The organism is Natronosalvus amylolyticus, from assembly GCF_024298845.1.
Lineage (GTDB): Archaea > Halobacteriota > Halobacteria > Halobacteriales > Natrialbaceae > Natronosalvus > Natronosalvus amylolyticus.
Map to the genome: position 1 here is coordinate 920,350 of NZ_CP101156.1, position 24,505 is coordinate 944,854.

22 protein-coding genes are annotated in these 24,505 nt (G+C 59.7%); 14 read left to right on the forward strand and 8 right to left on the reverse strand.

The features are described from left to right. Positions 1-18 precede the first annotated feature (18 nt). A complete protein-coding gene (locus NLK60_RS04355) occupies positions 19-1,209 on the forward strand; it encodes an ABC transporter ATP-binding protein (RefSeq protein WP_254809671.1) in 1,191 nt (396 codons plus the stop codon). Next, positions 1,206-2,297 (forward strand): ABC transporter ATP-binding protein, encoded by a 1,092-nt coding sequence (locus NLK60_RS04360; RefSeq protein WP_254809672.1) that lies wholly within the window; start codon positions 1,206-1,208, stop codon positions 2,295-2,297. Before NLK60_RS04355 ends, NLK60_RS04360 begins: the two co-directional genes overlap by 4 nt. 54 nt (positions 2,298-2,351) lie before the next feature. On the opposite strand, the gene NLK60_RS04365 is transcribed toward NLK60_RS04360, so the two are convergent. Next, positions 2,352-2,888, reverse strand: a complete 537-nt coding sequence (locus NLK60_RS04365; protein WP_254809673.1) for an Lrp/AsnC family transcriptional regulator — start codon at positions 2,886-2,888, stop codon at positions 2,352-2,354. A 181-nt stretch (positions 2,889-3,069) separates the two neighbouring features. Here NLK60_RS04365 and NLK60_RS04370 point away from each other — a divergent pair, with 181 nt between their 5' ends. Further along, a complete protein-coding gene (locus tag NLK60_RS04370; RefSeq protein WP_425499064.1) occupies positions 3,070-5,082 on the forward strand; it encodes an AMP-binding protein in 2,013 nt (670 codons plus the stop codon). Between the two features lie 129 nt (positions 5,083-5,211). Then, a complete protein-coding gene (locus tag NLK60_RS04375) occupies positions 5,212-5,796 on the forward strand; it encodes a DUF7344 domain-containing protein (RefSeq protein WP_254809675.1) in 585 nt (194 codons plus the stop codon). Between the two features lie 40 nt (positions 5,797-5,836). Here the strand turns inward: NLK60_RS04375 and phoU are convergent, their stop codons facing one another. The 3 genes from phoU to NLK60_RS04390 form a co-directional block, all read right to left on the reverse strand. After that, positions 5,837-6,508, reverse strand: coding sequence for a phosphate signaling complex protein PhoU (phoU, locus tag NLK60_RS04380; protein WP_254809676.1), 672 nt, complete (start codon positions 6,506-6,508; stop codon positions 5,837-5,839). Between the two features lie 94 nt (positions 6,509-6,602). Next, complete coding sequence (locus tag NLK60_RS04385) at positions 6,603-7,028, reverse strand: JAB/MPN domain protein-containing protein (RefSeq protein ID WP_254809677.1); 426 nt, start codon at positions 7,026-7,028, stop codon at positions 6,603-6,605. A 160-nt stretch (positions 7,029-7,188) separates the two neighbouring features. Beyond that, entirely contained in the window at positions 7,189-7,872 is a 684-nt protein-coding gene (locus NLK60_RS04390) for a hypothetical protein (protein ID WP_254809678.1), read from the reverse strand. Between the two features lie 114 nt (positions 7,873-7,986). Between NLK60_RS04390 and NLK60_RS04395 the strand changes: the two genes are divergently transcribed. After that, positions 7,987-8,703 (forward strand): VOC family protein, encoded by a 717-nt coding sequence (locus NLK60_RS04395; protein WP_254809679.1) that lies wholly within the window; start codon positions 7,987-7,989, stop codon positions 8,701-8,703. 287 nt (positions 8,704-8,990) lie between these two features. Here NLK60_RS04395 and NLK60_RS04400 read toward each other — a convergent pair whose 3' ends face one another. Beyond that, the gene (locus tag NLK60_RS04400) at positions 8,991-9,281 is read right to left on the reverse strand and encodes a DUF5779 family protein (protein ID WP_254809680.1); all 291 of its coding nucleotides are present in this window, start codon (positions 9,279-9,281) and stop codon (positions 8,991-8,993) included. A 349-nt stretch (positions 9,282-9,630) separates the two neighbouring features. Here NLK60_RS04400 and NLK60_RS04405 point away from each other — a divergent pair, with 349 nt between their 5' ends. The 7 genes from NLK60_RS04405 (at position 9,631) to leuD (ending at position 17,202) form a co-directional block, all read left to right on the forward strand. Further along, positions 9,631-10,869, forward strand: a complete 1,239-nt coding sequence (locus NLK60_RS04405) for a LeuA family protein (protein WP_425499073.1) — start codon at positions 9,631-9,633, stop codon at positions 10,867-10,869. Between the two features lie 334 nt (positions 10,870-11,203). Next, positions 11,204-13,006 (forward strand): biosynthetic-type acetolactate synthase large subunit, encoded by a 1,803-nt coding sequence (gene ilvB, locus NLK60_RS04410; protein ID WP_254809681.1) that lies wholly within the window; start codon positions 11,204-11,206, stop codon positions 13,004-13,006. A 52-nt stretch (positions 13,007-13,058) separates the two neighbouring features. After that, positions 13,059-13,715, forward strand: coding sequence for an acetolactate synthase small subunit (gene ilvN / locus NLK60_RS04415; RefSeq protein WP_254809682.1), 657 nt, complete (start codon positions 13,059-13,061; stop codon positions 13,713-13,715). Beyond that, positions 13,708-14,769: a ketol-acid reductoisomerase gene (gene ilvC / locus NLK60_RS04420; protein WP_254809683.1), complete on the forward strand. Its 1,062-nt coding sequence runs from the start codon at positions 13,708-13,710 to the stop codon at positions 14,767-14,769. Before ilvN ends, ilvC begins: the two co-directional genes overlap by 8 nt. Positions 14,770-14,796: 27 nt before the next feature. Continuing rightward, positions 14,797-15,159 (forward strand): DUF7989 family protein, encoded by a 363-nt coding sequence (locus NLK60_RS19610; RefSeq protein ID WP_311136941.1) that lies wholly within the window; start codon positions 14,797-14,799, stop codon positions 15,157-15,159. Beyond that, positions 15,156-16,577: a 3-isopropylmalate dehydratase large subunit gene (gene leuC, locus NLK60_RS04430; RefSeq protein WP_254809684.1), complete on the forward strand. Its 1,422-nt coding sequence runs from the start codon at positions 15,156-15,158 to the stop codon at positions 16,575-16,577. The genes NLK60_RS19610 and leuC overlap by 4 nt, the downstream gene beginning before the upstream one ends. After that, a complete protein-coding gene (gene leuD, locus NLK60_RS04435; RefSeq protein WP_254809685.1) occupies positions 16,570-17,202 on the forward strand; it encodes a 3-isopropylmalate dehydratase small subunit in 633 nt (210 codons plus the stop codon). The genes leuC and leuD overlap by 8 nt, the downstream gene beginning before the upstream one ends. 361 nt (positions 17,203-17,563) lie before the next feature. Here leuD and tbsP read toward each other — a convergent pair whose 3' ends face one another. Together tbsP and NLK60_RS04445 are read right to left on the reverse strand one after the other, a co-directional pair. Further along, complete coding sequence (tbsP, locus tag NLK60_RS04440; RefSeq protein WP_254809686.1) at positions 17,564-18,382, reverse strand: transcriptional regulator TbsP; 819 nt, start codon at positions 18,380-18,382, stop codon at positions 17,564-17,566. A 379-nt stretch (positions 18,383-18,761) separates the two neighbouring features. Beyond that, the gene (locus NLK60_RS04445; RefSeq protein ID WP_254809687.1) at positions 18,762-20,813 is read right to left on the reverse strand and encodes a hypothetical protein; all 2,052 of its coding nucleotides are present in this window, start codon (positions 20,811-20,813) and stop codon (positions 18,762-18,764) included. A gap of 293 nt (positions 20,814-21,106) precedes the next feature. On the opposite strand from NLK60_RS04445, the gene glyA reads away from it, so the two are divergent. After that, positions 21,107-22,354: a serine hydroxymethyltransferase gene (gene glyA / locus NLK60_RS04450; RefSeq protein ID WP_254809688.1), complete on the forward strand. Its 1,248-nt coding sequence runs from the start codon at positions 21,107-21,109 to the stop codon at positions 22,352-22,354. A gap of 90 nt (positions 22,355-22,444) precedes the next feature. Here the strand turns inward: glyA and NLK60_RS04455 are convergent, their stop codons facing one another. Next, positions 22,445-23,314: a DUF8054 domain-containing protein gene (locus NLK60_RS04455; protein WP_254809689.1), complete on the reverse strand. Its 870-nt coding sequence runs from the start codon at positions 23,312-23,314 to the stop codon at positions 22,445-22,447. A 168-nt stretch (positions 23,315-23,482) separates the two neighbouring features. On the opposite strand from NLK60_RS04455, the gene NLK60_RS04460 reads away from it, so the two are divergent. Beyond that, positions 23,483-24,466 carry an aldo/keto reductase gene (locus tag NLK60_RS04460; protein WP_254810427.1) on the forward strand — a complete coding sequence of 328 codons (984 nt, stop codon included), beginning with the start codon at positions 23,483-23,485 and terminating at the stop codon, positions 24,464-24,466. Positions 24,467-24,505: the final 39 nt, after the last annotated feature.

Here is a 24,505-nt window from a genome sequence, read left to right on the forward strand (position 1 = left end):
AACAGGAGGTGACTCGAGATGAGCGACCCCCTCCTCGAAGTCAGTGATCTGCACGTCGATTTCAACACCTACGACGGCCGGTCGAAGGTCATAAACGGCGTCGATTTGCACGTCGACGAGGGCGAAACGGTCGCCATCGTCGGGGAGTCCGGCTGTGGGAAAAGCGTCACTGCCGAGACGATCATGAGTATGTTACCCCAGCCACCGGGTGAGATCACCGGCGGCGAACTTCGATATCGGGGTGAAGAACTCCTGGGCGACCCTGCCGCCCACAAACGCGTCAAAGCGGAGTCGATGGGCATGATCTTTCAGGATCCAATGACGAGCCTTTCGCCCGTCTTCACCGTCGGCGAGATGATGCGCGACGTGTTGACCTACAACGGCAAGACGGAGGTCGGCTGGCTCGAGTTAGGCAAGAGTATCCTCGGCCGTCGCGGCGCAGACGAAAAAGCGATGCGAGAACGGAGTATCGAACTCCTGGACCGCCTACAGATTCCAGACCCCGAAGGCGTTCTCGACCGGTATCCAGTCGAGCTCTCCGGCGGGATGCGCCAGCGGGTCCTTATCGCGATGGCGCTGCTGAGCGAACCGGAGTTTCTCATTGCAGACGAACCGACGACGGCACTCGACGTCACTGTCCAGGACCAGTTGATCGAGCTATTGCGTGAACAGATCGACCGCGAAGGGCTTTCGATGCTCTACATTACGCACAACCTCGGCGTCGCCCGCCGCATCGCCGACCGGATTTACGTCATGTACGCCGGAGAAATCGCGGAAGTCGGGACGAGAGACGAGATTCTCGACGAGCCACTGCATCCCTATAGCCGGGGGCTGATCGATAGCATACCCAAACTGACCGCGTTCGAGCGCGAAGGTATCGACGGGCTGCTTCCAGATTACACGAATCCGCCACAGGGCTGTCGTTTCCATCCCCGTTGTCCAGCCGCCATGGAAGGCGTCTGTGACGGGGAGAAACCGCCGCTGTACGAACCGGCCGAGGGGCATCAGGTCGCCTGTTACCTGTACGACGACGAGATGAACGCACAGGAAGCCCTCGAGGTCGCAGAGACCGAAATCGATTTCCAAGGTGGGTCACCGGATCGTGCCGGTGCATCGTCCTCGCCCGAAGACGAAAGCGCCGCCGAACCGGCGGATCGAAACCAGATGACCGAGCCAGCATCCAGACAGACCGACGGAGGGAACAGATGAGTACACCGAACACGGACGCCTCGAATGCCGGCACCGCTGCTTCGGACGAGTGGGTAACGAACGACATGGACGCGGACACAGGCCCCGAAGAAGATCCGGTGCTCAAAGTCCGGGATCTCAAAAAGTACTATCCCATCACCGGTGGCCTCCTCAAAAAGAAAATTGGCGAAGTCAAAGCCGTCGATGGAGTCTCCTTCGACGTCCGTCGCGGTGAAACGTACGCTATCGTCGGCGAATCAGGCTGTGGGAAGACGACACTCGGGAAAACGATTGCCCGATTGCACGCGCCCACCGCCGGCACCATCGAATTCGATGGGACAGATATCTCGAGTCTTGGAGAACGTGAGTTGAAGCCAGTCAGACGAGAGATACAGGTGGTCTACCAGGACCCGACGTCGTCGTTGAATCCGCGCAAGCGAATCAAAGACATCGTCGCCGAACCGCTGATCGTTCACGACATCGGCTCGAAAGCCGAACGCCGCGAGCGCGTCAAAGCGCTGCTCGAGCGGGTCGACCTGCCCGAAGACTTCCTCTATCGATACCCCAACGAACTCTCCGGCGGGCAAAAGCAGCGAGTGGCTATCGCTCGAGCGCTCACCCTGAATCCGACATTACTCGTGCTCGACGAGCCGACGAGCGCACTCGACGTCAGTGTCCAGGCGAAGGTCATCGCCTTGCTCGAGGAACTCCAACGGGATTTGAATCTCTCGTATCTACTCATCACCCACGACCTGAGCCTGACGAAAAACATCGCCGACAGAATCGGGGTGATGTATCTCGGTACGTTCATGGAGAGAGCCAGCGCAGCGGAACTGTTCCGGTCGCCCCAGAACCCCTACACGGAACAGTTACTCTCGGCCATTCCAATCGTCGAACAATCCGAGGCCGAACTCAAACCCGAGAAGATACAGATCCGTGGGGAGACGCCCGACCCATCAGATCCGCCATCTGGCTGTTCGTTTCACCCGCGATGCCATCGTGCAATCGACGCCTGCTCGAGTGAGGCCCCAAAACTCGTCGACGTCGGCACCGATCACGATAGCCGCTGTCTGTTACACGGAGATGGTAAGAACTCGAGTGACACCTGAACCCCGCAGGGTGGAAAGACGTTACACGACAGAAAGACGGGGAGTAAAAGGCAATCAGGCGTCCTCGATTTTACTGTGCCAGGCTTTGTGGGTCCGGATGACCGGGACGACCTCGTAGTCCTCGACGATGTCTGCGTGCTGAATCAACTCGTTGACGTACTCTTTGACGTCACGGAGCGAAGCGTGCCAGACCCGAATCAACATATCCGATTGTCCGAGATACTCGTCGACTTCGTACACCAGTTCCTGATCGACCAGGTAGTCGATAAACTCGTGGAGTTCTTCGTTCGTCGCCTCGGGCTGGAGCGAGACCTGAACGTCAGCGTACTCGAGATCGACTTCCTGAAGGACGAGAACGCCGATAATCTTGATAATGTTGTTGTCCTGGAGTTTTTTGCGTCGTCGTCGAACGGCGGTTCTCGAGAGGCCGACTCGCTCGCCCAGGTCGGTGTCCGAGATTCGCCCGTCTTCGTTCAGAATGCGGTAGATCTTGTAGTCGACTTCGTCCAGATTATCGGTGACGAGTTGCTCGATGGTTTCCTCGAGGTCGAGGTCCGCAGTTTCCATCTGACTGCCTGACGTATCTGCCATAACCTATAGTACAAACAGGTGAACCTTGAACGTAGTGTTTCCTCGAGATGGCGAAACGTCAGGTCGGTAACCGTGTGCAGCAGCGAATCGTCAGGTTGGTGTACGTGTAGAGCCGCGAAAACTGACAACGGTAACGTTCATTGCACGGGCCGGCAAACCTTGCCAGCATATGGACGGGGATATGACCGACGAGGTGGTGCACGAACCAACGCAGTCGTTCGTCGAATCCACGAACGTCTGGGCGTTCATGCAGGCGTACGGTATCGAAAACTACGACGACCTCATCGAGCGAACGACGACCGACCGCGGTGACGGCGAAAGCGGCGTGGAGTGGTTCTGGGACGAACTGGTCGACTATCTCGACCTCGAATTTTTCGAACCGTACGACCAAGTACGAGACGATTCGGATGGCCCGCAGTTCACCGACTGGTATCCCGGCGGTGAACTCAACATCGCACACAACACTGTCGACCGACACGCCACCCTCGAGAGGGAAGAGCGAAACACGGTGGCGACGATCTGGGAGGGTGAAGATGGCGAAGTGCGCGAAATCACTTACCACGAACTCCACCGTCAGGCGAACAAAGTGGCCAACGCCCTCGAGGAACGGGGTATCGAGACGGGTGATACCGTCGGCCTGTACATGCCGATGGTACCCGAAGTGGTCTCGATCCTGTACGGCTGTTTCAAAGTGGGGGCTATCGCCGTCCCCATCTTCTCGGGCTTCGGCGTCGACGCCGTGGCCACCCGCATCGAGGACGCCGAGTGTTCGGTGCTCGTTACCGGCGACGGGTTCTACCGCCGAGGCAGTCCGATCTATCTGAAGGGGTCGGCGGATGACGCCATCGAGAAGGCTGGGCTAGTCGAGCACACCATCGTCTTCGATCGGTTGGGCTCGAGCGAGGCACAACCCGACTCGAGCGACTCCGGGACCACCCACGACATCCCCTGGAACGACGACCGTGACGAGTGGTGGAACGACGCCGTCGAAACGCAAGACGACGAGTACGAGAGCAAATCACTCCCCTCGAACCAGGAGTCGATGTTACTGTACTCCTCGGGAACGACGGGAACGCCGAAAGGCATCGTCCACACGCACGCGGGTGTCCAGACACAGTGTGCCAAAGAGCTGTATTTCGGCTTCGATCTGAAACCCGCCGACCGCTTTTTCTGGGTCAGTGACATCGGCTGGATGATGGGGCCCTGGACGTTGATCGGCGTCCACACCTTCGGCGGCACCGTCTTCATGTACGAGGGTGCACCCGACCACCCCCAACCAGACCGGTTCTGGGAAATGATCGATCGTCACGGACTCACCCAGTTCGGCATCTCACCAACGGCCATTCGAGCGTTGCGCAAACACGGGGACGACTGGCTGGCGGACCACGACCTCTCCTCGCTTCGACTGCTCGGTTCGACGGGCGAACCCTGGGACCCCGAGTCCTGGCGCTGGTTCTACGACCACGTCGGCGGGGGTGACGCGCCGATCATCAACATCTCCGGCGGTACCGAGATCTGTGGCTGTTTCCTGATGCCGATGCCGACCCAGCCGCTCAAGCCCTGCACGCTCGGTGGTCCGGGATTGGGCATGGACATCGACATCGTCAACGCCGCTGGCGAATCCGTCAAAAACGACAACCAACGCGGCTTTCTGGTCGCCCGCGATTCCTGTCCCTCGATGACGAAATCGCTCTGGAGCGGCGACGAGCGCTACCTTGAGGAGTACTGGTCGACGTTCGACGACATGTGGGACCACGGTGACTGGGCCCAACAGGACGAAGACGGCTTCTGGTTCTTGCATGGCCGCGCTGACGACGCACTCAACGTGGCCGGCAGAAAGGTCGGCCCGGCCGAAGTCGAAGGCGCGCTCATCGATCACGAGGCCGTCAACCAGGCCGCCGCCGTCGGTGCGCCAGACGACACCACCGGCACCGCCGTCGTCACCTACGTCATCCTCGAGGACGGATTCGAGGAAGGCGAAACGCTTCGAACCGAACTTCGTAACCAGGTCGGCGAGGAACTCGGCAAGCCCTTCCGGCCACGCGAGATTCTGTTCGTCGACGCCTTCCCCAAAACGCAATCCGGGAAGATCATCCGACGGGCCGTCCAGGCTGCGTACACCGGCGAAGATCTGGGCGACCTCTCGAGCCTCGAAAACCCCGAAGCACTCGAGGCCCTCGAGGATGCGCGGTAAGCCGAAATGAGTGCAATAAACGACTGAAAACGACTTAACGATACGATATTTATTTACGGTAGTGGTGTTCACTTGAGCTACACGATGGGGAACGGAACGCCTGCACAAACACCACGTGAACCCGACGAAATGTCAGGCGAAACGACGGGTGCCGACTCACCATCACAGACTACACTAACCCGTGACTCCCTTTTTCACGTCCTCCAGACGAGTAGACGCCGAGCAGCGATTCGATACCTCCAGGCGCACCTCCAGAACGAAGGCGGCGATTTCGAATCAGTGTCTCCAGTCCCCATCGGGGACCTGACGGAGTGGATCGCGGCCAGAGAACACGACATCACTGTCGAGCAGTTGCGCTCGAGTCAGCGCCAGCGCGTGTACATCTCGCTGTATCAGACACACCTCCCGAAACTCGACGAACTGGGGATCATTTACTACGACAACGACCGCGGACTGGTCACACCGACGCCGACGATTCGCGAGTTCGCGCAGTATCTCGAGGAGGAGACCCCGGTCGAGCAGGAACCTGGACCGGGAGAAACGCCCTGGGTCGGTGCATACGTCCTACTCACAGCTTTTGGAGCGGTCTTGCTCGCGTTAACTGCGAGTGATATACTGCCTATCGAACCGCTCACCGTCGGTGGACTGATCGTCGGGGGGCTTGGGGTGATTACGGCGGCGTATACGTACGACCTATCGAAACGCGAACAATAGTACACGCTGGAACGATGAAAACACTCGAGTGATCGTCCGATCAGTAGATGAGTTCGTCGTCGTTTTCGACCATGTACAGTGTTCGAGCGGCGATGTTCACCGCGTGATCGCCGACCCGCTCGAGGTCGCGAATCGTCAACAGCAACCGTGACACGTCTCTGAGCAGGTACTCGACTTCGTCTGGGGACCCAAGTTCGCGTTCGATGAGGTCACGGACGACGATTTGACTCGCGCGTTCGGCGAAGTGATCGAGGTCGTCGTCTCTGGTCGCCAGTTCACGACAGGCAGCGGTGTCTTCCTGGTCGTACGCCTGCATGGCGTCGTCGATCATCTCGAGGGTGAGATCACCCATCGCCTGTACGTCGACGTCCGGAAAGAGGTCACGTTCGGCGTCCTGGGTGTACTCGCCCAGATTCACGGCCAGATCACCGACTCGTTCGAGGTCGGTGATTATTTTGAACGAGGACGCGATAAATCGGAGGTCGCTCGCGACCGGCTGCTGGAGCGCGAGCAGGTTGATACACCGCTGCTCGAGGTCGAGATACATTCGGTTGATTTCGCTGTCTCCCATGATGACTTCCTGGGCGAGTTCGTCGTCTTTGCGTTCCAGTGCATCGAGCCCCATACGCAGGCGTTCCATCACGAGTTCGCCCATGTAACAGATCTCCGCACGAAGTTCGCGGAGTTGTTCCTGATACGATTTTCTGGCCATATTCCCTCCACCTCGGTCGGGGCAGATATATGTTACGTCGCCCAGTACGAAATCAGCTAGCTCGAGCGTTAGGTCCCCCACCCCGAAACCCGATTCACTCGAAAGAGTCAACCGGCGGTTCGGCGTCGACGATCTCGAGCGGAAGCCGTTCTCCCGTTCGATCGAACGCGGCGAAGGTTTCCTCGTCGTCGGTCCAGGGCGGAACGGCGACGAAGAGTATCTGTGCGAGGTCGTCGTATTTCGTCACGGTCAGTTCGCCGACGGGGTGTGAGACGAATCGACCCTGGGTTTCCGTGGCGGGCGTCGAGAGATTGACTCCGAAGACGGCGTTAACCGCATTACCGGGGTCTGGAAGGAAAAAGTCCGTGAAAACCGGTGCATCGTCCGGGAGTGCAGCCACGTCGGGCCCCTCGAGTGAATTTGCTTCAGACACTGAAAGGCCAGTTGTGACGCCGGATGGGTCGGCATCGTCCGCTAGCTCGAGCAAGACGTCGACCAGTCCGCGAGTGATGTATACCACTGGTAGCAGTAACTGCGGTGGACTGATATAGATGTCCCCATCATACGTTGGTATAGTAGCCAGTGAAACGATGTACACACCTAACGCGACATCCTCTTGCGATAGGGTGTGCAATGACTTTCACTGGCTACTATTGTCTCTCGGCGTCGGGGTAGACCGATCAAAACGGTAGCATTCCCCAGAATGCACCCGCATACGCTCGAGGGAGTCGTCGTCGGGCCGTATCTAGCGCCGTCTCCAGCGCTGCGGACGCGTCGTCGTGAACCCCCGGCCCGTGGCCCACGAGGATATGCTCGGGGTCGAACCCGCCGAGTTGCGCTCGAGGCGGCGCGATTCGACGCATCGGATGGACGCCGAGGGGTTCGCCACCGGCACGGAAATACGACGCCGTACCGACCGATTCGGGCACGAGGAGAATTCGGCGATCCGGTTCGTAGAGGGCGACTTCCTGCCAGGATCGGCCGTCTTTCATGACGTGTGCCTCGAGGCCGGTATCCGCGAGCGAATCGGTGAACCGGACGACGGGTGCGTCGATCTCTTCGCTGACGCCGTCGAACCACTTCGGCATGTAGACGGGAACGTCGTGCCGAGTTGCGATTTCCGCAGCGTCTCGCTTGTGACGGTCCAGCATGACGACGACACCCGTCACGGTGCCGAGTTCGGCGAGTGCCTCGTCGAGTCCGTCGGCATCCACGGGATCGAACACCCAGACATCGCTGTCGATGGCGAGCGCATGGCTCGCCCGTTGCATCCCTTCTTCGGGATGTGCGATCCAGCCGAAACTGCCATCGAAGCTGTCAATTTCACGGAAATCGGTCGCTCGTTTATCGATACGGAGACTCATATTCGATTTTTACGGCAGCAATCGATATAAACGCCAGCGAGACGGCAGTGCTAACGGGGTATCGACAATCCTGACGCCGGAGGCTCTTTGACCCCGTGTTGAGTACGCCTACGTATGCTCCGTTCGCTCGCCTGGCTCGGTCTCGAGGTCAAATATCTCGAGCCAGCACGCCGATTTTACGAGGAAACGCTCGAGTTGTCGCCCCGTGAACGGTCCCTGGCCGTGAACGATCCAGCCAGCGCGGTGGCCTACCCTGTCGGCGACACCGATCTAGTGCTTCGTTCTCCCAACGGGATCCCTCGAGGTGGCCTCCACACCCATTACGCGCTCTCGATTCCGGCCGAAGAATACGACGACTGGTGGGACAGACTTTCGGGACCGATGGGATACGACCTGGACGAGTACACATTCGGTACTGCACGCTCGCTGTACCTGTACGACCCAGATGGCAACTGCGTCGAACTCGGTCAGACCGACGTCGCCGGCCCGGGCATCGACGGCCTGTTCGAGGTCGTCCTCGAGGTCGAATCGCTCGAGCGGGCCGAATCGCTGTACAGCCAACTGGGGTTCGAGACGATCGACCGAGGCGAAGAACGGGTTCGTGTCCGAATGGCCGGGCCAGTCGCCCTCGAGTTGTGGGAACCGCACCTGGGGTTGGCCGAAGCCAGAGGTGGCGTCCACGTCGACCTCGGGTTCGAAACCGACGAAATTGACCGTATTCGGGACACACTCGAGGGAACGGTCTGCTCGCTCGAGCGCAGTGGAAACCGACTCGTCGCTCGTGACCCCGATGGGCACCATCTGACGTTTTGTGCCACCGAGAGCAGTTAGTGAAACGGATATAGTAGCCAGTGAAACGATGTACACACCTAACGCGACGCCGTCTTGCGAGGGGGTGTGCAATGACTTTCACTGGCTACTATAGCACAGGCTCCCGCCAGTTCGCGTCACGAGAGGTGTGTACATCGTTTCACTGGCACCTCTCATACGGTTTACTGCCGTCTCGTACCGGTGAGTGCCCATACGGGGTCGGCAATCGCCGATAAAAAAGCACAGAGGACCGTCTCATTACAGACTGCCCCATCAACGAAACCGTCCCGAAAAAAGCCAACTGGACGCTACAGTCGACTCGTATCCACGTCGACCCCAGGAGGTGCGACGATCAGAAACCCACGGAAATGAACGAGGCTGCCGCCCGACTCTTTGACGTCACGCGCAAAGCCCGACGCCAGTTCGTTCACGTCGCCGTCGACGTTCAACACGAGAACGTTGCCAGCACCCAGCGTCTCGAGCCAGGTTTCCGGCTCGGTCGTTCCGTCGAGGACGTCGAGCAGGATACTCCCCTCGAGGTCGAGTTCCTCGTCCATGTGTTCCTCGACGGCTCGAAGGTCGAGGTCGAAATCGCTCATACCTGGAACGCTCGAACCGCGATGAGAAAAACGTTCCCCCACCGCTCGAACGTGGCCGCCAGAGAGTCCGACGATATCACTCGTTTCGAACGATTGTCCAATTGGGAGTGCGCGCGAGGCCGCCAATTCTTACATCCTCAACCAGAGCAGTGAAATTTACACTGACACGGTCACACGTGGGTCGGGCAATCATGGTATGGTATGGGTGTGTATAAGGACATTGGGGGGCATACCAGGCCGTTTACTGCATGCGTTTTCTCCATCCTTCACGAACGTCAATCGAGGATTATGATGGTGCCAATATCCGTTTCAGCGCCACATTTATATACTCCCTCGGACCTGTGGTTGGATACAATGTCGACACCTACCGACACTGGCTCTGAGACCCCTCAGGGCGGTCGAGTTCTTCCAGGGAACATTAGATTCCACTGACGAAATCGAGACAGCACGTGTCTTCGATACCACGCTACGGGACGGCGAGCAGTCCCCAGGCACGTCGTTTTCCTACGACGACAAACGCGAGATCGCACGGATTTTAGACGAGATGGGAACCCACGTCATAGAGGCCGGTTTCCCCGTCAACTCCGAGGCCGAATTCGAGGCCGTCCGTGATATCGCGTCGTCGACGGAGACGACCACCTGCGGGTTAGCTCGCGTCGTCGATGGCGACATCGAAGCCGCGTTAGATTCCGGCGTCGAGATGGTTCACGTCTTCGTCTCCACGAGTGACGTCCAGATCGAAGACTCGATGCACTCGAGTCGCGAGGACGTCGTCGAGCGCGCTATCGCCGCCGTCGAACGCGTCGTCGAGACGGGAACGACCTGTATGTTCTCGCCGATGGACGCGACACGGACGGACGAGGCGTTCTTGACGGAGGTTATCGAAGCCGTGAGCGAGGCAGGCACCGACTGGATCAATATTCCCGATACGTGCGGGGTTGCGACGCCGCGTCGCTTCTACGATCTGATCGAGAAGGTCTGTCAGCACACCGACGCCCGAATCGACGTACACACACACGATGACTTCGGACTGGCCACGGCGAACGCGCTGGCGGGGATCGAAGCCGGTGCCGACCAGGCACAGGTTTCGGTGAACTCCATCGGCGAGCGAGCCGGTAACGCCGCCTACGAGGAGTACGTGATGGCCGTCGAATCGGTCTACCAGGCGGATACTGGTATCGATACGACACGCATCACCGAACTCTCGCAGGTCGTTGCCGACCGCAGCGGCGTTCCAGTCCCATCGAACAAGCCGATCGTCGGCTCCAACGCGTTCTCTCACGAAAGCGGTATCCACGCTGCCGGTGTTATCGAAAATTCCGATACGTTCGAACCCGGCGTGATGACTCCAGAAATGGTCGGCGCACGACGTCGACTGGTGCTGGGCAAGCACACCGGGACCCACTCGGTCCGCGAGCGACTGGTCGAAACCGGTTACGACCCGACCGAGACGGAGGTACGCGCAGTCACCCGACGCGTCAAAGATTACGGGGCGGAAAAACGACGCGTCACCGTCTCCGACCTCGAGCGATTCGCCGAGGAGGAAGGCGTCGCCGAACTCCCCGAAAAAGAGGAGGTGCGAGCGTAAGCATGGCCGCCGCGGTCGCTTCCGGCCGTCAGCACCGGCTGGCGGTCACGGACACTTCGAGCAACGCTTGCCTACCGGACAAGGGTTATATCGCTCGAGCGGTATACAAGTTAGATAATGAGCGTTCGCGACACCACGCCGGCACGCACTGCCGACAGCGCGTCGCTCGCTTCCCTCATTATTGTAGGGGCAGCCTAGCCCCTCATCACCCACTCTTTCGTCCCGGATTTGCACCGTATTCGAAGCAACCAGCGACGCGGGTCCATCACTTGCCCCTATCACAGATGACAACCACAGACACGAGATTGCCGACACCGGCAACGGGAGGGAATCGATGAGCGAGCGCGCATCCGTCTCCCCGAAGACAGCGGAACCGACCACCGACCAACCGACCGACGAACGAATGGACGAGGAACAGCCGAGCGAGGACACTCGAGCGGAGAGAAAACCCGTCACCACGGGTGCGGAATCCGTCGTTCGAGCCCTCGAGAACGCGGGCGTGGAGTACGCTTTCGGCGTTCAGGGCGGGGCAATCATGCCCGTCTACGACGCCCTTTACGATTCGGACATTCGCCACATTACGATGGCCCACGAGCAGGGGGCCTCGCACGCGGCGGACGCGTACGGTATCGTCTCCGGTGAGCCAGGCGTCTGCCTGGCGACGTCCGGGCCGGGCGCAACGAACCTCGTGACCGGCATCGCCGACGCCGATATGGATTCGGACCCGATGATTGCTTTGACCGGCCAGGTCCCGACCGGGATGGTCGGCAACGATGCGTTTCAGGAAACCGATACGACCGGCGTCACGACACCGATTACGAAAGCAAACATCTTCGCGAGCGATTCTGACCGCGTGGGCGACGACGTTGGCGAGGCGTTTGCCCTGGCCGGAACCGGCCGACCCGGCCCGACGCTCGTCGACCTACCGAAGGACGTGACGCTGGGAGAGACGGCACAGGAACCCGGCGAGGCGCGAACTCCAGACACCTACACGGTGCAAGAGCGAGCCGACGAGGGAACCGTGCAGCGCGCAGCACGACGCATCGAGGAATCCTCGAAACCCATCATGTTGCTCGGCGGCGGCGTTATCAAGGGTGACGCGACCGAGGAAGTTCGTTCGTTCGCCATCGAACACGACATTCCCGTCGTGACGACGATGCCGGGCATCGGCTCGTTCCCCGAAGACCACGAACTCGCCATGGAGATGGCCGGCATGCACGGCACCGGCTACGCGAACATGGCCATCACCCACTGTGATACCCTCATCGGTGTTGGGACGCGATTCGACGACCGGCTGACCGGCGGTATCGAAACGTTCGCCCCCGACGCGGAGGTCATCCACATCGACATCGACCCCGCCGAAATCAGCAAGAACATACACGCGGAGTATCCGCTGGTCGGCGACGCGGCGACCGTCATCGAACAGTTGGCCGCCGAAGTTCGTGAATCACCACAGGCAACCAAGTGGCGCGCCCAGTGCCAGCAGTGGAAATCCGACTACTCGATGGCGTACAAAACGCCGGACGACGAACCGCTGAAACCCGAATTCGTCGTCGAAGCCCTCGACGAAGCGACCAGCGACCGGGCGATCGTGACCACCGGCGTCGGCCAACACCAGATGTGGGCCTGCCAGTACTGGACCTACACCGAACCCCGGACGTGGGTCTCGAGTCACGGGCTCGGAACCATGGGATACGGCTTCCCGGCCGCGATCGGCGCGCGACTCGCCGCTGACGACGACCAGGAAGTCATCGCCATCGAAGGCGACGGCTCGTTCCTGATGACGATTCAGGAACTCTCGGTGGCTGTCCGCGAGAAGATGGACATCACAGTGGCCGTCCTCAACAACGAGTACATCGGCATGGTTCGCCAGTGGCAAGACGCCTTCTTCGAGGGCCGTCACTCGGCCTCGGAGTACAACTGGTGTCCCGAGTTCGACAAACTGGCCGAAGCATTCGGCGCGAGAGGCTTCCGTATCGACGACTACGACGAGGTCGCCGACACCATTCAGGCCGCACTCGAGTACGACGGCCCCTCGGTGATCGACGTTCACATCGACCCGCAAGCGAACGTGTACCCGATGGTGCCAAGCGGCGGCGACAACGGGCAGTTCGCCCTGACGGAGGACCAACTATGACTTCCGAAAAAGCGAGCGCTTTCGACGTCGCACGAAACTCGGGGTGGTTCGCATGACCGGCGGACTCGAGGGACCGGCCCCAGAAGAACGTCCGAAACCGGCGGGGAGACGAAACGAACTAGGCATCCGGATCGATCCGGAAGCCGAGGCCGCCCGCCCCCACCGACGGACCGTGATTTCGGCGCTGGTCGTCCACGAACCGGGGGTACTCTCTGACGTCTCGGGACTGTTCTCGAGACGGCAGTTCAACATCGAGAGTTTGACCGTCGGGCCGACCGAGACCGACGAACAGGCCCGAATCACGCTCGTCGTCGAGGAATCCGATCCCGGCATCGAGCAGATCAAAAAACAGCTCCGGAAACTGATTCCGGTGATCGCCGTTCGCGAACTCGAGCCCGACGCCATGCGCCGAGAGCTGGCGCTGGTGAAAGTGAACGCAACGCGTCCGGATCAGGTCGCTGCCGTCGCCGACATGTACGGCGGAAAGACGGTCGACGCGAGCCCGGAGACGGCGACCATCGAAGTCACCGGGGCACAGCAAAAGATCGACGCCGCAATCGAGGCCTTCAGCCAGTTCGGCATCCGCGAGATATCTCGAACGGGAACGACCGCACTGGCTCGAGGAACCGACGACACGGCAACCAAAGGGGCACAGGCAGACGACTATCAATCCGAAATCACCCACACGGTTCCAGCAGACGATGACTGATAACGAAACTTCCACCGCAGACGACGTATTCACCACGAACATCTACTATGGCGACGACGCTGACGCCAGCTACATCGAAGACAAGACTGTTGCCGTCCTCGGCTACGGCAGCCAGGGCCACGCCCACGCGCTGAACCTCCACGAGAGCGGCGTTGACGTCGTTGTTGGCCTCCGCGAGGACTCCTCGTCGTGGCCACAGGCCGAATCCGACGGCCTCCGCGTAACGACACCCGACGACGCCACGGCCGAGGCGGATATCGTCATGTTCCTCGTGCCGGACACCATCCAGCCGGCGGTCTTCGAAGCCGTCGAGGACGGCCTCGAGGAGGGCAACACCGTCATGTTCGCTCACGGGTTCAACATCCACTACAACCAGATCGAGCCACCGGAGTACGTCGACGTGACGATGGCCGCACCGAAAGGACCGGGCCACATCGTGCGCCGAGACTACGAAAACGGCGGCGGCACCCCCGCGCTGATCGCCGTCTATCAGGACTACTCCGGAGCGGCCAAAGACGAGGCGCTCGCGTATGCGCAGGGAATCGGCGGGACCCGCGCTGGCGTCGTCGAAACGACGTTCCGGGAGGAGGTCGAATCCGACCTCTTCGGCGAACAAGCCGTTCTCTGTGGTGGCGTCACCTCGCTCGTCAAACACGGATTCGAAACGCTCGTGGACGCTGGTTACGCTCCGGAAATGGCGTACTTCGAGTGTCTGAACGAGCTCAAACTGATCGTCGACCTGATGTACGAAGACGGCATCGGCGGCATGTGGTACTCCGTCAGTGACACCGCCGAGTACGGCGGCCTGACTCGCGGCGACCGCATCGTCGACGAAGGCGTCCGAGAGAACATGGAAGAAGTCCTCGAGGAAGTCCAGAGCGGCGAGTTCGCTCGCGAGTGGATCAACGAGAACCAGGCGGGCCGCCCCTCCTACACGCAGCTGAAACGCCACGACGAGGAACACGAAATCGAAGCCATCGGCGCGCCACTTCGCGACCTCTTCGAGTGGGAAGACACCGACGATGACCGACAGGAAGTGCCCGCAGACGACTGAAAACCGAACGAAACCATCTCACTACCGATGACACGACCGAACACATCCAACACCCAACCGGAGCGACCCTCCGATTCCCAGCGGAACCGAACGAGCGGCGACTCGAGCGAAGTCCAATCGAACGAGACGACTGCTCCAGCGTCGAACCGAGACAGCCTGGGAGAGATCAGCCACTCGAACCCGTTGACGGGCGAAACCGCGGGACAACTGTTTAATCGCGGGCCAATCGTCGCCGCGGACGGCGGTGTCGACCCAACTGCAAACGGTTCAAGTAACAACGCCTCGAGCGAGCCAACACCGATGAAAGACGTCAGTCACACACCGCCTCACGGTGCTGAGGATGCCAACGCGGTGTTCGAACGTGGCGAGGAACACGAAGGCGACGTATGAGCGAGGGCACACTCTACGACAAAGTGTGGGACCGCCACACTGTCACCCGACTGCCGACCGGACAGGACCAGCTGTTCGTCGGACTCCACCTCATCCACGAGGTGACCAGCCCGCAAGCGTTCGGGATGTTACAAGAGCGCGACCTCGAGGTCGCCTATCCCGATCTGACCCACGCAACTGTCGACCACATCGTCCCGACGTCGAGCAAGGAGCGACCATACAAGGACGACGCGGCCGAAGAGATGATGGCCGAACTCGAGGAGAACGTTCGCGAGTCGGGTATCGAGTTTTCCCACCCGGACACGGGCGAACAGGGTATCGTCCACGTCATCGGACCGGAGCAGGGACTGACCCAGCCCGGGACGACCATCGTCTGTGGCGACTCCCATACCTCGACTCACGGTGCCTTCGGCGCACTCGCGTTCGGTATCGGGACCAGCCAGATTCGAGACGTGCTGGCGACCGGCACCGTCGCGATGGAGAAACAAAAGGTCCGAAAAATCGAAGTCACCGGCGAACTCGGCGACGGTGTCGAAGCGAAAGACATCATCCTCGAGATCATCCGTCGGCTCGGGACCGAAGGCGGCGTCGGCTACGTCTACGAGTACGCCGGCGAAGCCATCGAGAACCTCGACATGGAAGGGCGGATGTCCATCTGTAACATGTCGATCGAGGGCGGTGCTCGAGCGGGATACATCAACCCCGACGAGACCACCTACGAGTGGCTCGAGGGTCGTGACCGAGTCCCCGAGGGCGACGACTTCGAGGAACGAAAGGAGTACTGGGAGTCGATTCGTTCGGACGACGACGCCGAGTACGACGATGTCGTCACTATCGACGCGAGCGAGTTAGAGCCGGTCGTCACCTGGGGAACGACCCCGGGCCAGGGTGTGGGTGTAACCGAACCGATTCCGGAACCCGAATCGCTGGCCGACGACAAGGTCGAAACGGCCCGGCGTGCCCAGAAACACATGCGCGTCGAACCCGGCGAAACTATGGAAGGCTATCCCATCGATGTTGCCTTCCTGGGTTCGTGTACCAACGCTCGCCTGCCCGACCTCCGACGCGCGGCCCGACTCGTGAAGGGGCGTACAGTCGATCCCGAGGTCCGAGCGATGGTCGTTCCCGGCAGCCAGCAAGTGAAGAAGGCGGCCGAGAAAGAGGGGCTGGACGAAATATTCACCGAAGCCGGCTTCGACTGGCGCGGTGCCGGCTGTTCGATGTGTCTGGGCATGAACGAGGACCAACTCGAGGGCGACGAGGCCTGTGCGAGTTCTTCGAACCGCAATTTCGTCGGCCGCCAGGGCAGTAAAGACGGCCGAACCGTGTTGATGAATCCCCGCATGGTCGTCGCCGCGGCGGTCAACGGTGCGGTAACTGACGTTCGAAATATGAAGGAGGTGACCCTGAATGAGTAACGCAGACGATGTCGAGATTCCACAGGTCGAACATGTCTCCGGCAGCGGCGTCGCCATCCGCGGCAACGACATCGACACCGATCAGATCATCCCGGCCCGGTTCATGAAAGTCGTCACGTTCGACGGCCTGGGCGAGTTCGCGTTCTTCGACCAGCGGTTTGACGACGACGACAATCAGGTCGCACACCCGCTCAACGACGAGGACCATCAGGACGCGTCGGTGATGGTCACGAACGCAAACTTCGGGTGTGGCTCCTCTCGCGAACACGCCCCACAGGCGCTCATGCGCTGGGGTATCGACGCTTTCATCGGGGAGAGTTTCGCCGAAATCTTCGCAGGCAACTGCCTCGCACTCGGTATGCCCACGCTCGAGGCGGATACGGAAACCGTCGAAACGCTGCAATCGTGGGTCGAGGCCAACCCAGACGGTGAGATCGATATCGACGTAGCAAACGAGACGGTCACCTACGACGGGAAGACTGTCGACGTCACCGTCGACGATGCGCAGCGAAAAGCCCTGGTCGAGGGCGTCTGGGATACGACGGCCCTGATGAAAGCGAACGCCGAGGCCGTTCGTGAGACGGCCGAATCGCTCCCGTACGTCGAAGACGGCAAGCGCGTCTAAAGAGTACAGCGTGAGTTCCGCGGGTTACCCGACCCGCGGTACTTCACTACGGATTGTACCTGCACCTGTCCAAACGTCCATTTTGGTGCGTCACTCCTCACCTGTGAGCGATTGCTGTGGCTCGAGAGGAGATCGGTGGGTGTCTCGTTATACTATAGTAGCCAGTGAACGTCATTGCACACCCTCCCGCAAGACTGCATCGCGAGAGGTGTGTCAACCGTTTCACTGGCTTCTATACGTGATCGCCGTTGTGCTTGGGTACGTCGACCCGCGTCCGGACGACTGTCCGCACCGTCGTCAGGGGAGTGTTTCGGCGCACCCGAAAGTACGATCGCTAGAAAAACCGGTCCGAGGGGCGCGCTTAGTTGAGAATGCTCTGTGCAACGGTTGCCAGCTGGCCGTTGTCCGCTTCGTCGAGGCGCTGGTCGCCGACTTTCAGACGGAGTCGTGGGCGGCCGACGTCGATGGGAACCTTCTCAGTGTCGATGAGACCCATGTCCTCGAGTTTAGTCTTCGTACGGGAGAACGTCGCCTTGCTGGCGATACCCACGTCTTCGCCCCATTTGCTGATGTCGTACAGGAGGGCTTCGTTCTTGGCTGCGACGAGCAGCGAGATGGTGACTTCGTCGAGTCCATCGCCATCACCTCGAGCGGTCTCGAGCGAGTCGAGAATCGCCGTGAAGTCGGCCTCAGCCTCGGGGCTAATCTCTTCGGTGAGCGTCTCGCGAACGCGCGTGATTGGCGGTGTACGGAGGTTGAAATCGTTCGCGTCCTCCCAGCGAGTTGCGTAGGTGTCGAAAGCGGCATCGACGAACTCGTCCTCATCGGTGACGAGGCCACCGACGCGGTCACCGGCGTGGACGACCGCAACGACGCTATCTTCGGTAATCAACAGCGAGTTTTCGGGTGCCTGCTCTAAGGTTCGGAGTTCGAGAGTCCCTGCATCGAGAAGGTCGGCTGCGTTCGAAGCGACGAGGAAATCGCCCATGACATCTTTGAGTGTGCGGTCATCTGCGAGCATGTGAACGGTTGGAAGGTCGCCATCGAACGAGGTGGCGACGGAAACGAACTCTTCGATGGCGTCCGAGGATGGATTCACCATGTACACGTCTCCGGTCGTCTCCTCGAGTACCGATTCGAGGATATCGTCAATCTGGTGGTTGAGTAAATTCGAGGTCATGCCTATACACAAGTAAACACCCTCGGCCTACTTAATTTTGTTGGCCACATCGTCCACAGACCTTGTCGTTACGAAATGATACCGGTGATTTTTGTCGATGCTTTCGACAATTCTCAAATCGGTTGCAGAATTTTAACAGTGTATCTCACTACTACAGCGAAGAGACAATGTAGATACAATCACAACCACTGTTAGTTGTTACCACTATACACATTGGCACAATGGTAACAGTTAACTCCCTCTAGTTGAATCGTTGTTCCTGTATGGGAGTTACCAGTTGGCATGCGTGGGGACGCGCTGGCGATGCTACCGATGGAGACCAACGAGGCGAGGCAAACACACGAACCCACTCGAGTCGCGTCAGCACGTACGGCGGCCCCTAATCGTCGAACGCCGGTGCCAGTTCAGGTGACCAGTAGACGTCACCATCGTAAATGACTGCAAGCTTGGCTTCTCGGAGAAACTGCGCCACCTCAGTGCTGTCCATCATAAACGAAGCCTGTGAACCACACAGATAGGCGTATTCGTTGTCGTTGGTGTGCGGGAAGTAGTAGAGGCCGTTGACTCGTGTCGAATAACATTCGAGTTCGACGTAGTATCCACCGTCATCGAGCGGTTGTATCGTCGCCGTCGTGGGCAACGTAAGATCACCATCGGTCAGCGAGTGGGTGCCATCGCCAACGACGGCGTAATCTTTGCCCATCATAATCCGTCGGCGAGCTAACCGCATCGCCCGTTCGAAACTGAATCCGTGGACCAGCAGTTTGGCAAACGTCGACCCGACCTTCAGGGCGTGTTCGTTGAGGACCTGTGTGAACGTCACGGCCCCTGCAACGCTTCCCCGCTCGATGAGTTCCATTCCCTCGTAGTACGAGCCACAGGCGTTGAGGAAGAACGTCTCGACCCGACTCTCATCGATGGAGGACGCAGCAAGTGAGCCGTCGGGGCAGCGAAATCCCTCCGTCTCGCAGTGTCCGATGTAGTGAACGAAGGCATGGTCCGTTTCGAACAGTGAGGCGAGTTCGTGTGTCCGAAGCCCCTCTTTCACGCGCACGTCAATCGATAGTTCGTCTGCGCGTTGTCGATAGATCGACTCGACCCGGTCACGTTCTCCCGCCATCTCGGGATCGTTGAGAACCACACAGATCGACGACGACTGACTCTCGCGGGCGAGATACGACAGGCGATTCCTGTAGGCATCGACGTTCGATTTGAAAACGTCGATTGGCACACCATCAGCGAGCCACCCGTGAACCCGACCGCCCCGAAGTTCCGGTTTGACAATGTCGACGGACGCAACCTGGCCGATACCCCTCGAGTCACCACGATAGAAATCATCGAGAGAGCGCTCGACGAGTTCGCGTCCCTCGAGCCTCGAGGTCTGTGGCGTAAAGACGAGGCTCAGTCGGTCGAGGAGGTACGGCAACGCGTCGGTCGAATCCGGTTCGGGTTCGACGTACATGGAGAGATGCCAGGGTGGAATACGATGTTCAATCGCGCTGAAGGGAACGTCGAGATATGCAGCAAGGCGTTCCTGTGGCGTTGCGGTATACAACGAGGATTCGTCCATCTCGAGGGCTCGCAGCAGGCTCATCTCGGCCAGGTTAGAACCGTATGGTCCGGCATTGCGAACCAGGCAGTCGAGGAAAAAACACTGACGGAGCAGTTGCTCGACCGTCCGCTCGAGGGCAGGCATCGGCTCGAGTTCGTGCTCTCGAGCGACCGAGGGGAGACGGAGACGTGGCGTGATTCCGTGTTCCGTTCGCACCGTCGCCTGAAGATAATAGGCGAGTGGGGCGACGACGAACACTGACTCATAACACGGCGGCACGAGCAGTTCGACGCCAGAACCGTCGGGGATCGTTGGTCGACTCGAACACGAGGGTTCCGTCTCGAGTAACGGAGGATGCCCGCGCAACGTCGGATACGTTCGATCCGGTGACGTCGTTTTGATCGACGCGGACAGACAGCTCACACCACGAGCAACCCCAGCCGGCGTATCGGGAACGGTTATCGTGTCTGCTGGCAGTTCGTGTCGGCTCCTGAACCCCAGAATCGTTCGCGTCCGTTCTGGGAACGTCACGACGACACGCGAGTAATCCGCCGTTCGACGAATCGTGGCCCGGCCGGAAAATCGAAGGTACGTTTTGATCTCCGTATCGATATCGAGCACGTATTCACCCGGTGGCAACCGAAGTGGGGACCCGTCCGGCTCGAGTTCTTTTCGTTCGTCGTCGGCGAGGGAAAACGCATAAACGATCGCGTGTGGGAACTGTAATTCCGTCGTCGTTGCGACCACCGTCCTGTCGACGGGCCGCTCGATATCTGGCCCCGGGACACTCACGTCCAACGTCCGCCCCTGAACGTGCAGTTCAGTGTTATCAGCATCGACGACGCGCAGGTGGTCGCGATCCACCTCCCACTCGATCATTCGATTTGCTGAATCTCACCGAGAACAGTTAGTTGTATCGCCCGACAGTTCCACGGTTATTTTGGTGGCTCACCACTTCACACCTCACTCGAGCTACCGCTGGCACATCTCTCGACACCTCGAGTGTGTGTACTACCTCGAGACCACCTCCGGTGAAGGTACTGTGCGTTCAGGTTCGTGACGTCCTGTCAGAGATGTGTCTGTGACGGAGTGGCGTGTGTTGATGCCAGGACACCTGGCTCGATTTGCCGAGGAAAGGTACACTTATACACCAGCCAACCACCACTCAAAATATGGACCACGACCACGTCCGGGACGTCGATCCCGCGGTCGCAGACGCCCTCGAGGGCGAGCTCACGAGACAGGAAGAGACACTGGCGATGATCGCCAGCGAGAACCACGTCAGTCGCGCAGTTCTCGACGCACAGGGGAGCGCGCTCACGAACAAGTACGCCGAAGGCTATCCAGGCGCTCGCTACTACGGTGGTTGTACGTACGCCGACGAGGTCGAACAGCTCGCTATCGACCGCGCCCAGGAGCTCTTCGACGCCGAACACGTTAACGTCCAGCCACACTCCGGAACGCAGGCCAACCAGGCTGTTTACTTCGCGATGCTCGAGCCGGGCGATAAGATACTGTCGCTCGACCTGACCCATGGTGGCCACCTCAGCCACGGCCACCCGGCCAACTTCGTCGGACAGTTTTACGAGGTCGAACAGTACGAAGTCGATCCGGAGACAGGCTACATCGACTACGACGAACTCGAGCGTCTCGCGACGACGTTCGACCCCGACATCATCGTGTCGGGGTACTCCGCGTACCCCCGTGAAGTCGAGTGGGAACGCATTCAGGACGTCGCAAACGACGTCGACGCGTTGCACCTGGCCGATATCGCCCACATCACTGGACTGGTCGCCGCTGGCGTCCACTCCTCACCCGTGGGAACTGCCGATTTCGTCACCGGGTCGACCCACAAAACCATCCGTGCCGGCCGCGGTGGCATCGTCATGACCGACGAGGAGTACGCCGACGATATCGACTCGGCCGTCTTCCCCGGCGGACAGGGCGGCCCGCTCATGCACAACATCGCCGGCAAGGCCGTCGGTTTCGGCGAGGCCCTCGAATCTGAGTTCCAGCGATACGCCGAACAGACCGTCGCGAACGCCGTCGCGCTCGGCGAGTCGTTGACCGACCACGGCTTCTCGCTCGTCTCCGGTGGTACTGACAATCACCTCGTCCTCGTCGACCTGCGGCCGTCACATCCCGATACGACGGGCGGCGACGCGGAAGAGGCCCTCGAGGAGGCCGGCATCGTCCTCAACGGCAACACCGTCCCCGGCGAGACGCGTTCGGCGTTCAACCCGAGTGGCATTCGTGCCGGGACGCCCGCCCTCACCACTCGCGGTTTCGACGAAGACGACATGCGCGAGGTCGCCGACCTGATCGCTCGCGTTGTCGACGCTCCGGACGACGATTCGGTCATCGAGTCGGTTCGCTCGTCGGTGGACGAACTGTGTGCGGCGAACCCGCTGTACAAGTAATCACGACCATATTGGGTCGTCTCGACATCGATGGGTCGAGGCTTCCAGACCTGGTCCCAACTCGGTTTTCTCGAGTCCCCGAAACGAATGCTACTCGGGTTCGGCCGGTTCGAACGTGAAGAGCCGAATATTACAACTCGGACACACCAATTTTTCTCGCGGTTTCGAGCCGACAGGTGTCACCTCGCCACAGCACGCCGCTTGCGTCGTCGTGAGCGAACCCTCACAGAGAGGACACCGATCGAGGAAGGTTCGGATTGGACGCGCACTCACCAGACGCAAAAATGGATCCTCGAGGTCTGACTCGAGTGCCCGAACAGCAGCCAGTTCGGCGATGGCGATGGGACGAGGTAACGTCGTGGATTCGCCGTTTTCCGGCGAGAGGACCACGTACGATTTTGTCCAGCCGTCGTAGGTGTCGGTACTGATCGATGACGGCGTCACCTCGGCTGCGACTGACGCAAGTTCCTCGACGTCACGATGGCCGAGTTGACGCATTTCGTCCTGCCAGCGATCCCGAAACGCGGAATCGAGAACGAACTCTTCACCCTCGGGCACGACGACACCAGCCTCGAGCAACGCGGTGACGATTTCGTCACCGTCAGGGACATCCTCGCTCGAGGGTTCGATGAGGCCATCCGCGGATTCTTCCTGTTTCACCTGTGGCTCGCTCGATTCGAACTCGATACGCGTACTTTCATCCTCGTGATCGAAGACGTCGACAGGTAATCGAGCTGCAAGTTGGGGTGCAAAGCGTGGCGTCCCCGGAACGACGTAGCCACGGAAGGCAATCGCCATGGCACCGCCGAGGGCGCTCGTGAACGCCAATTTCCTGTGTCCACGGCGGAGACAGACGAAGGCAAAGACTGCCACGAGAACTGTGTTGAGAACGGTACAGGGCCAACAGCGGTTCTCGCCGGTGTGTTCCCCCCGACGGAGGGATGCTATCAGATCGTTCATACACGCCGTTTTGAGTGGATCCTCTTGAGTGTTGAGTCTGTCTGTCGAGGCGCTGTCACTGTCGATGAACTGGAACCTGCCTTCTCAGGAAGTACTGACAGGCCGTATCAGATAGATTTTTACAACAGGTGTGGTATATGGGTACACATGACGGCATACGATGAAGAGATGACCTATACACGTCTCGGGGAGACCGGGCTCGAGGTATCGGAACTGTGTCTCGGGTGTATGAACTTCGGGAGTGCCGAGTCCTGGATGTTGCACGACGAGGACACCAGTCGAGCCGTCATCGAACGGGCGCTCGAGTTGGGAATCAACTTCTTCGACACGGCGAACGTCTATTCCACCGGGGAAAGCGAGGAAATCCTGGGCCGTACGCTCGCGAGCCACGACCGGGATGAACTGGTCATTGCAACCAAGGTATTCGGAGATATGGGTGAGGGCCCAAATAAGAGCGGCCTCTCGCGAAAGCACATTATCGATCAGTGTCACGCCAGTCTGGAGCGACTCGACGTGGACTACATCGATCTGTACCAGATTCATCGCTGGGACGAACACACGCCAATAGAGGAAACGCTCTCTGCGCTCGATTATCTCGTTGACGAAGGGCTGGTCCGGTATCTCGGTGCCAGTACGATGGCTGGCTGGCAATTCTCTAAAGCGCTGTATACTGCCGATATAGAGGGATACGAGCGGTTCACCTGTATGCAACCGGAGTACAACGCCGTCGATCGGCACGAAGAACACAATCTCTTGCCCATCTGTGCCGATCAAGACGTCGGTGTGATCCCCTGGTCACCGCTCGCCGGCGGCTTTCTCACTGGCAAATACGAACGGGATAGGACGCTCGAGGACGGTACAATCAGGGGCGTAACCGACGAGTATACAAAAGCTAGATTTACCGATGAGAACTGGTCCGTCCTCGACGTGATTCGTTCCATCGCTGCCGAGCGTGACGTGACACCTGCACAGGTAAGTCTCGCCTGGCTCCGCCAGCAACCAGTCGTCGACGCGCCCATAATTGGTCCGAAATCGATCGATCATCTCGAAGAAAACGTGGCTTCCATTGATCTCGAACTCACCGAAGAAGAACAGTCTCGAATCGAAACACCAAAGCGGCCAGTTTGGCCACCCGAAAGTAAGGATACATGAGACGAAGACAGCTGCCTGAGCGAGATTGTTGTATTCACG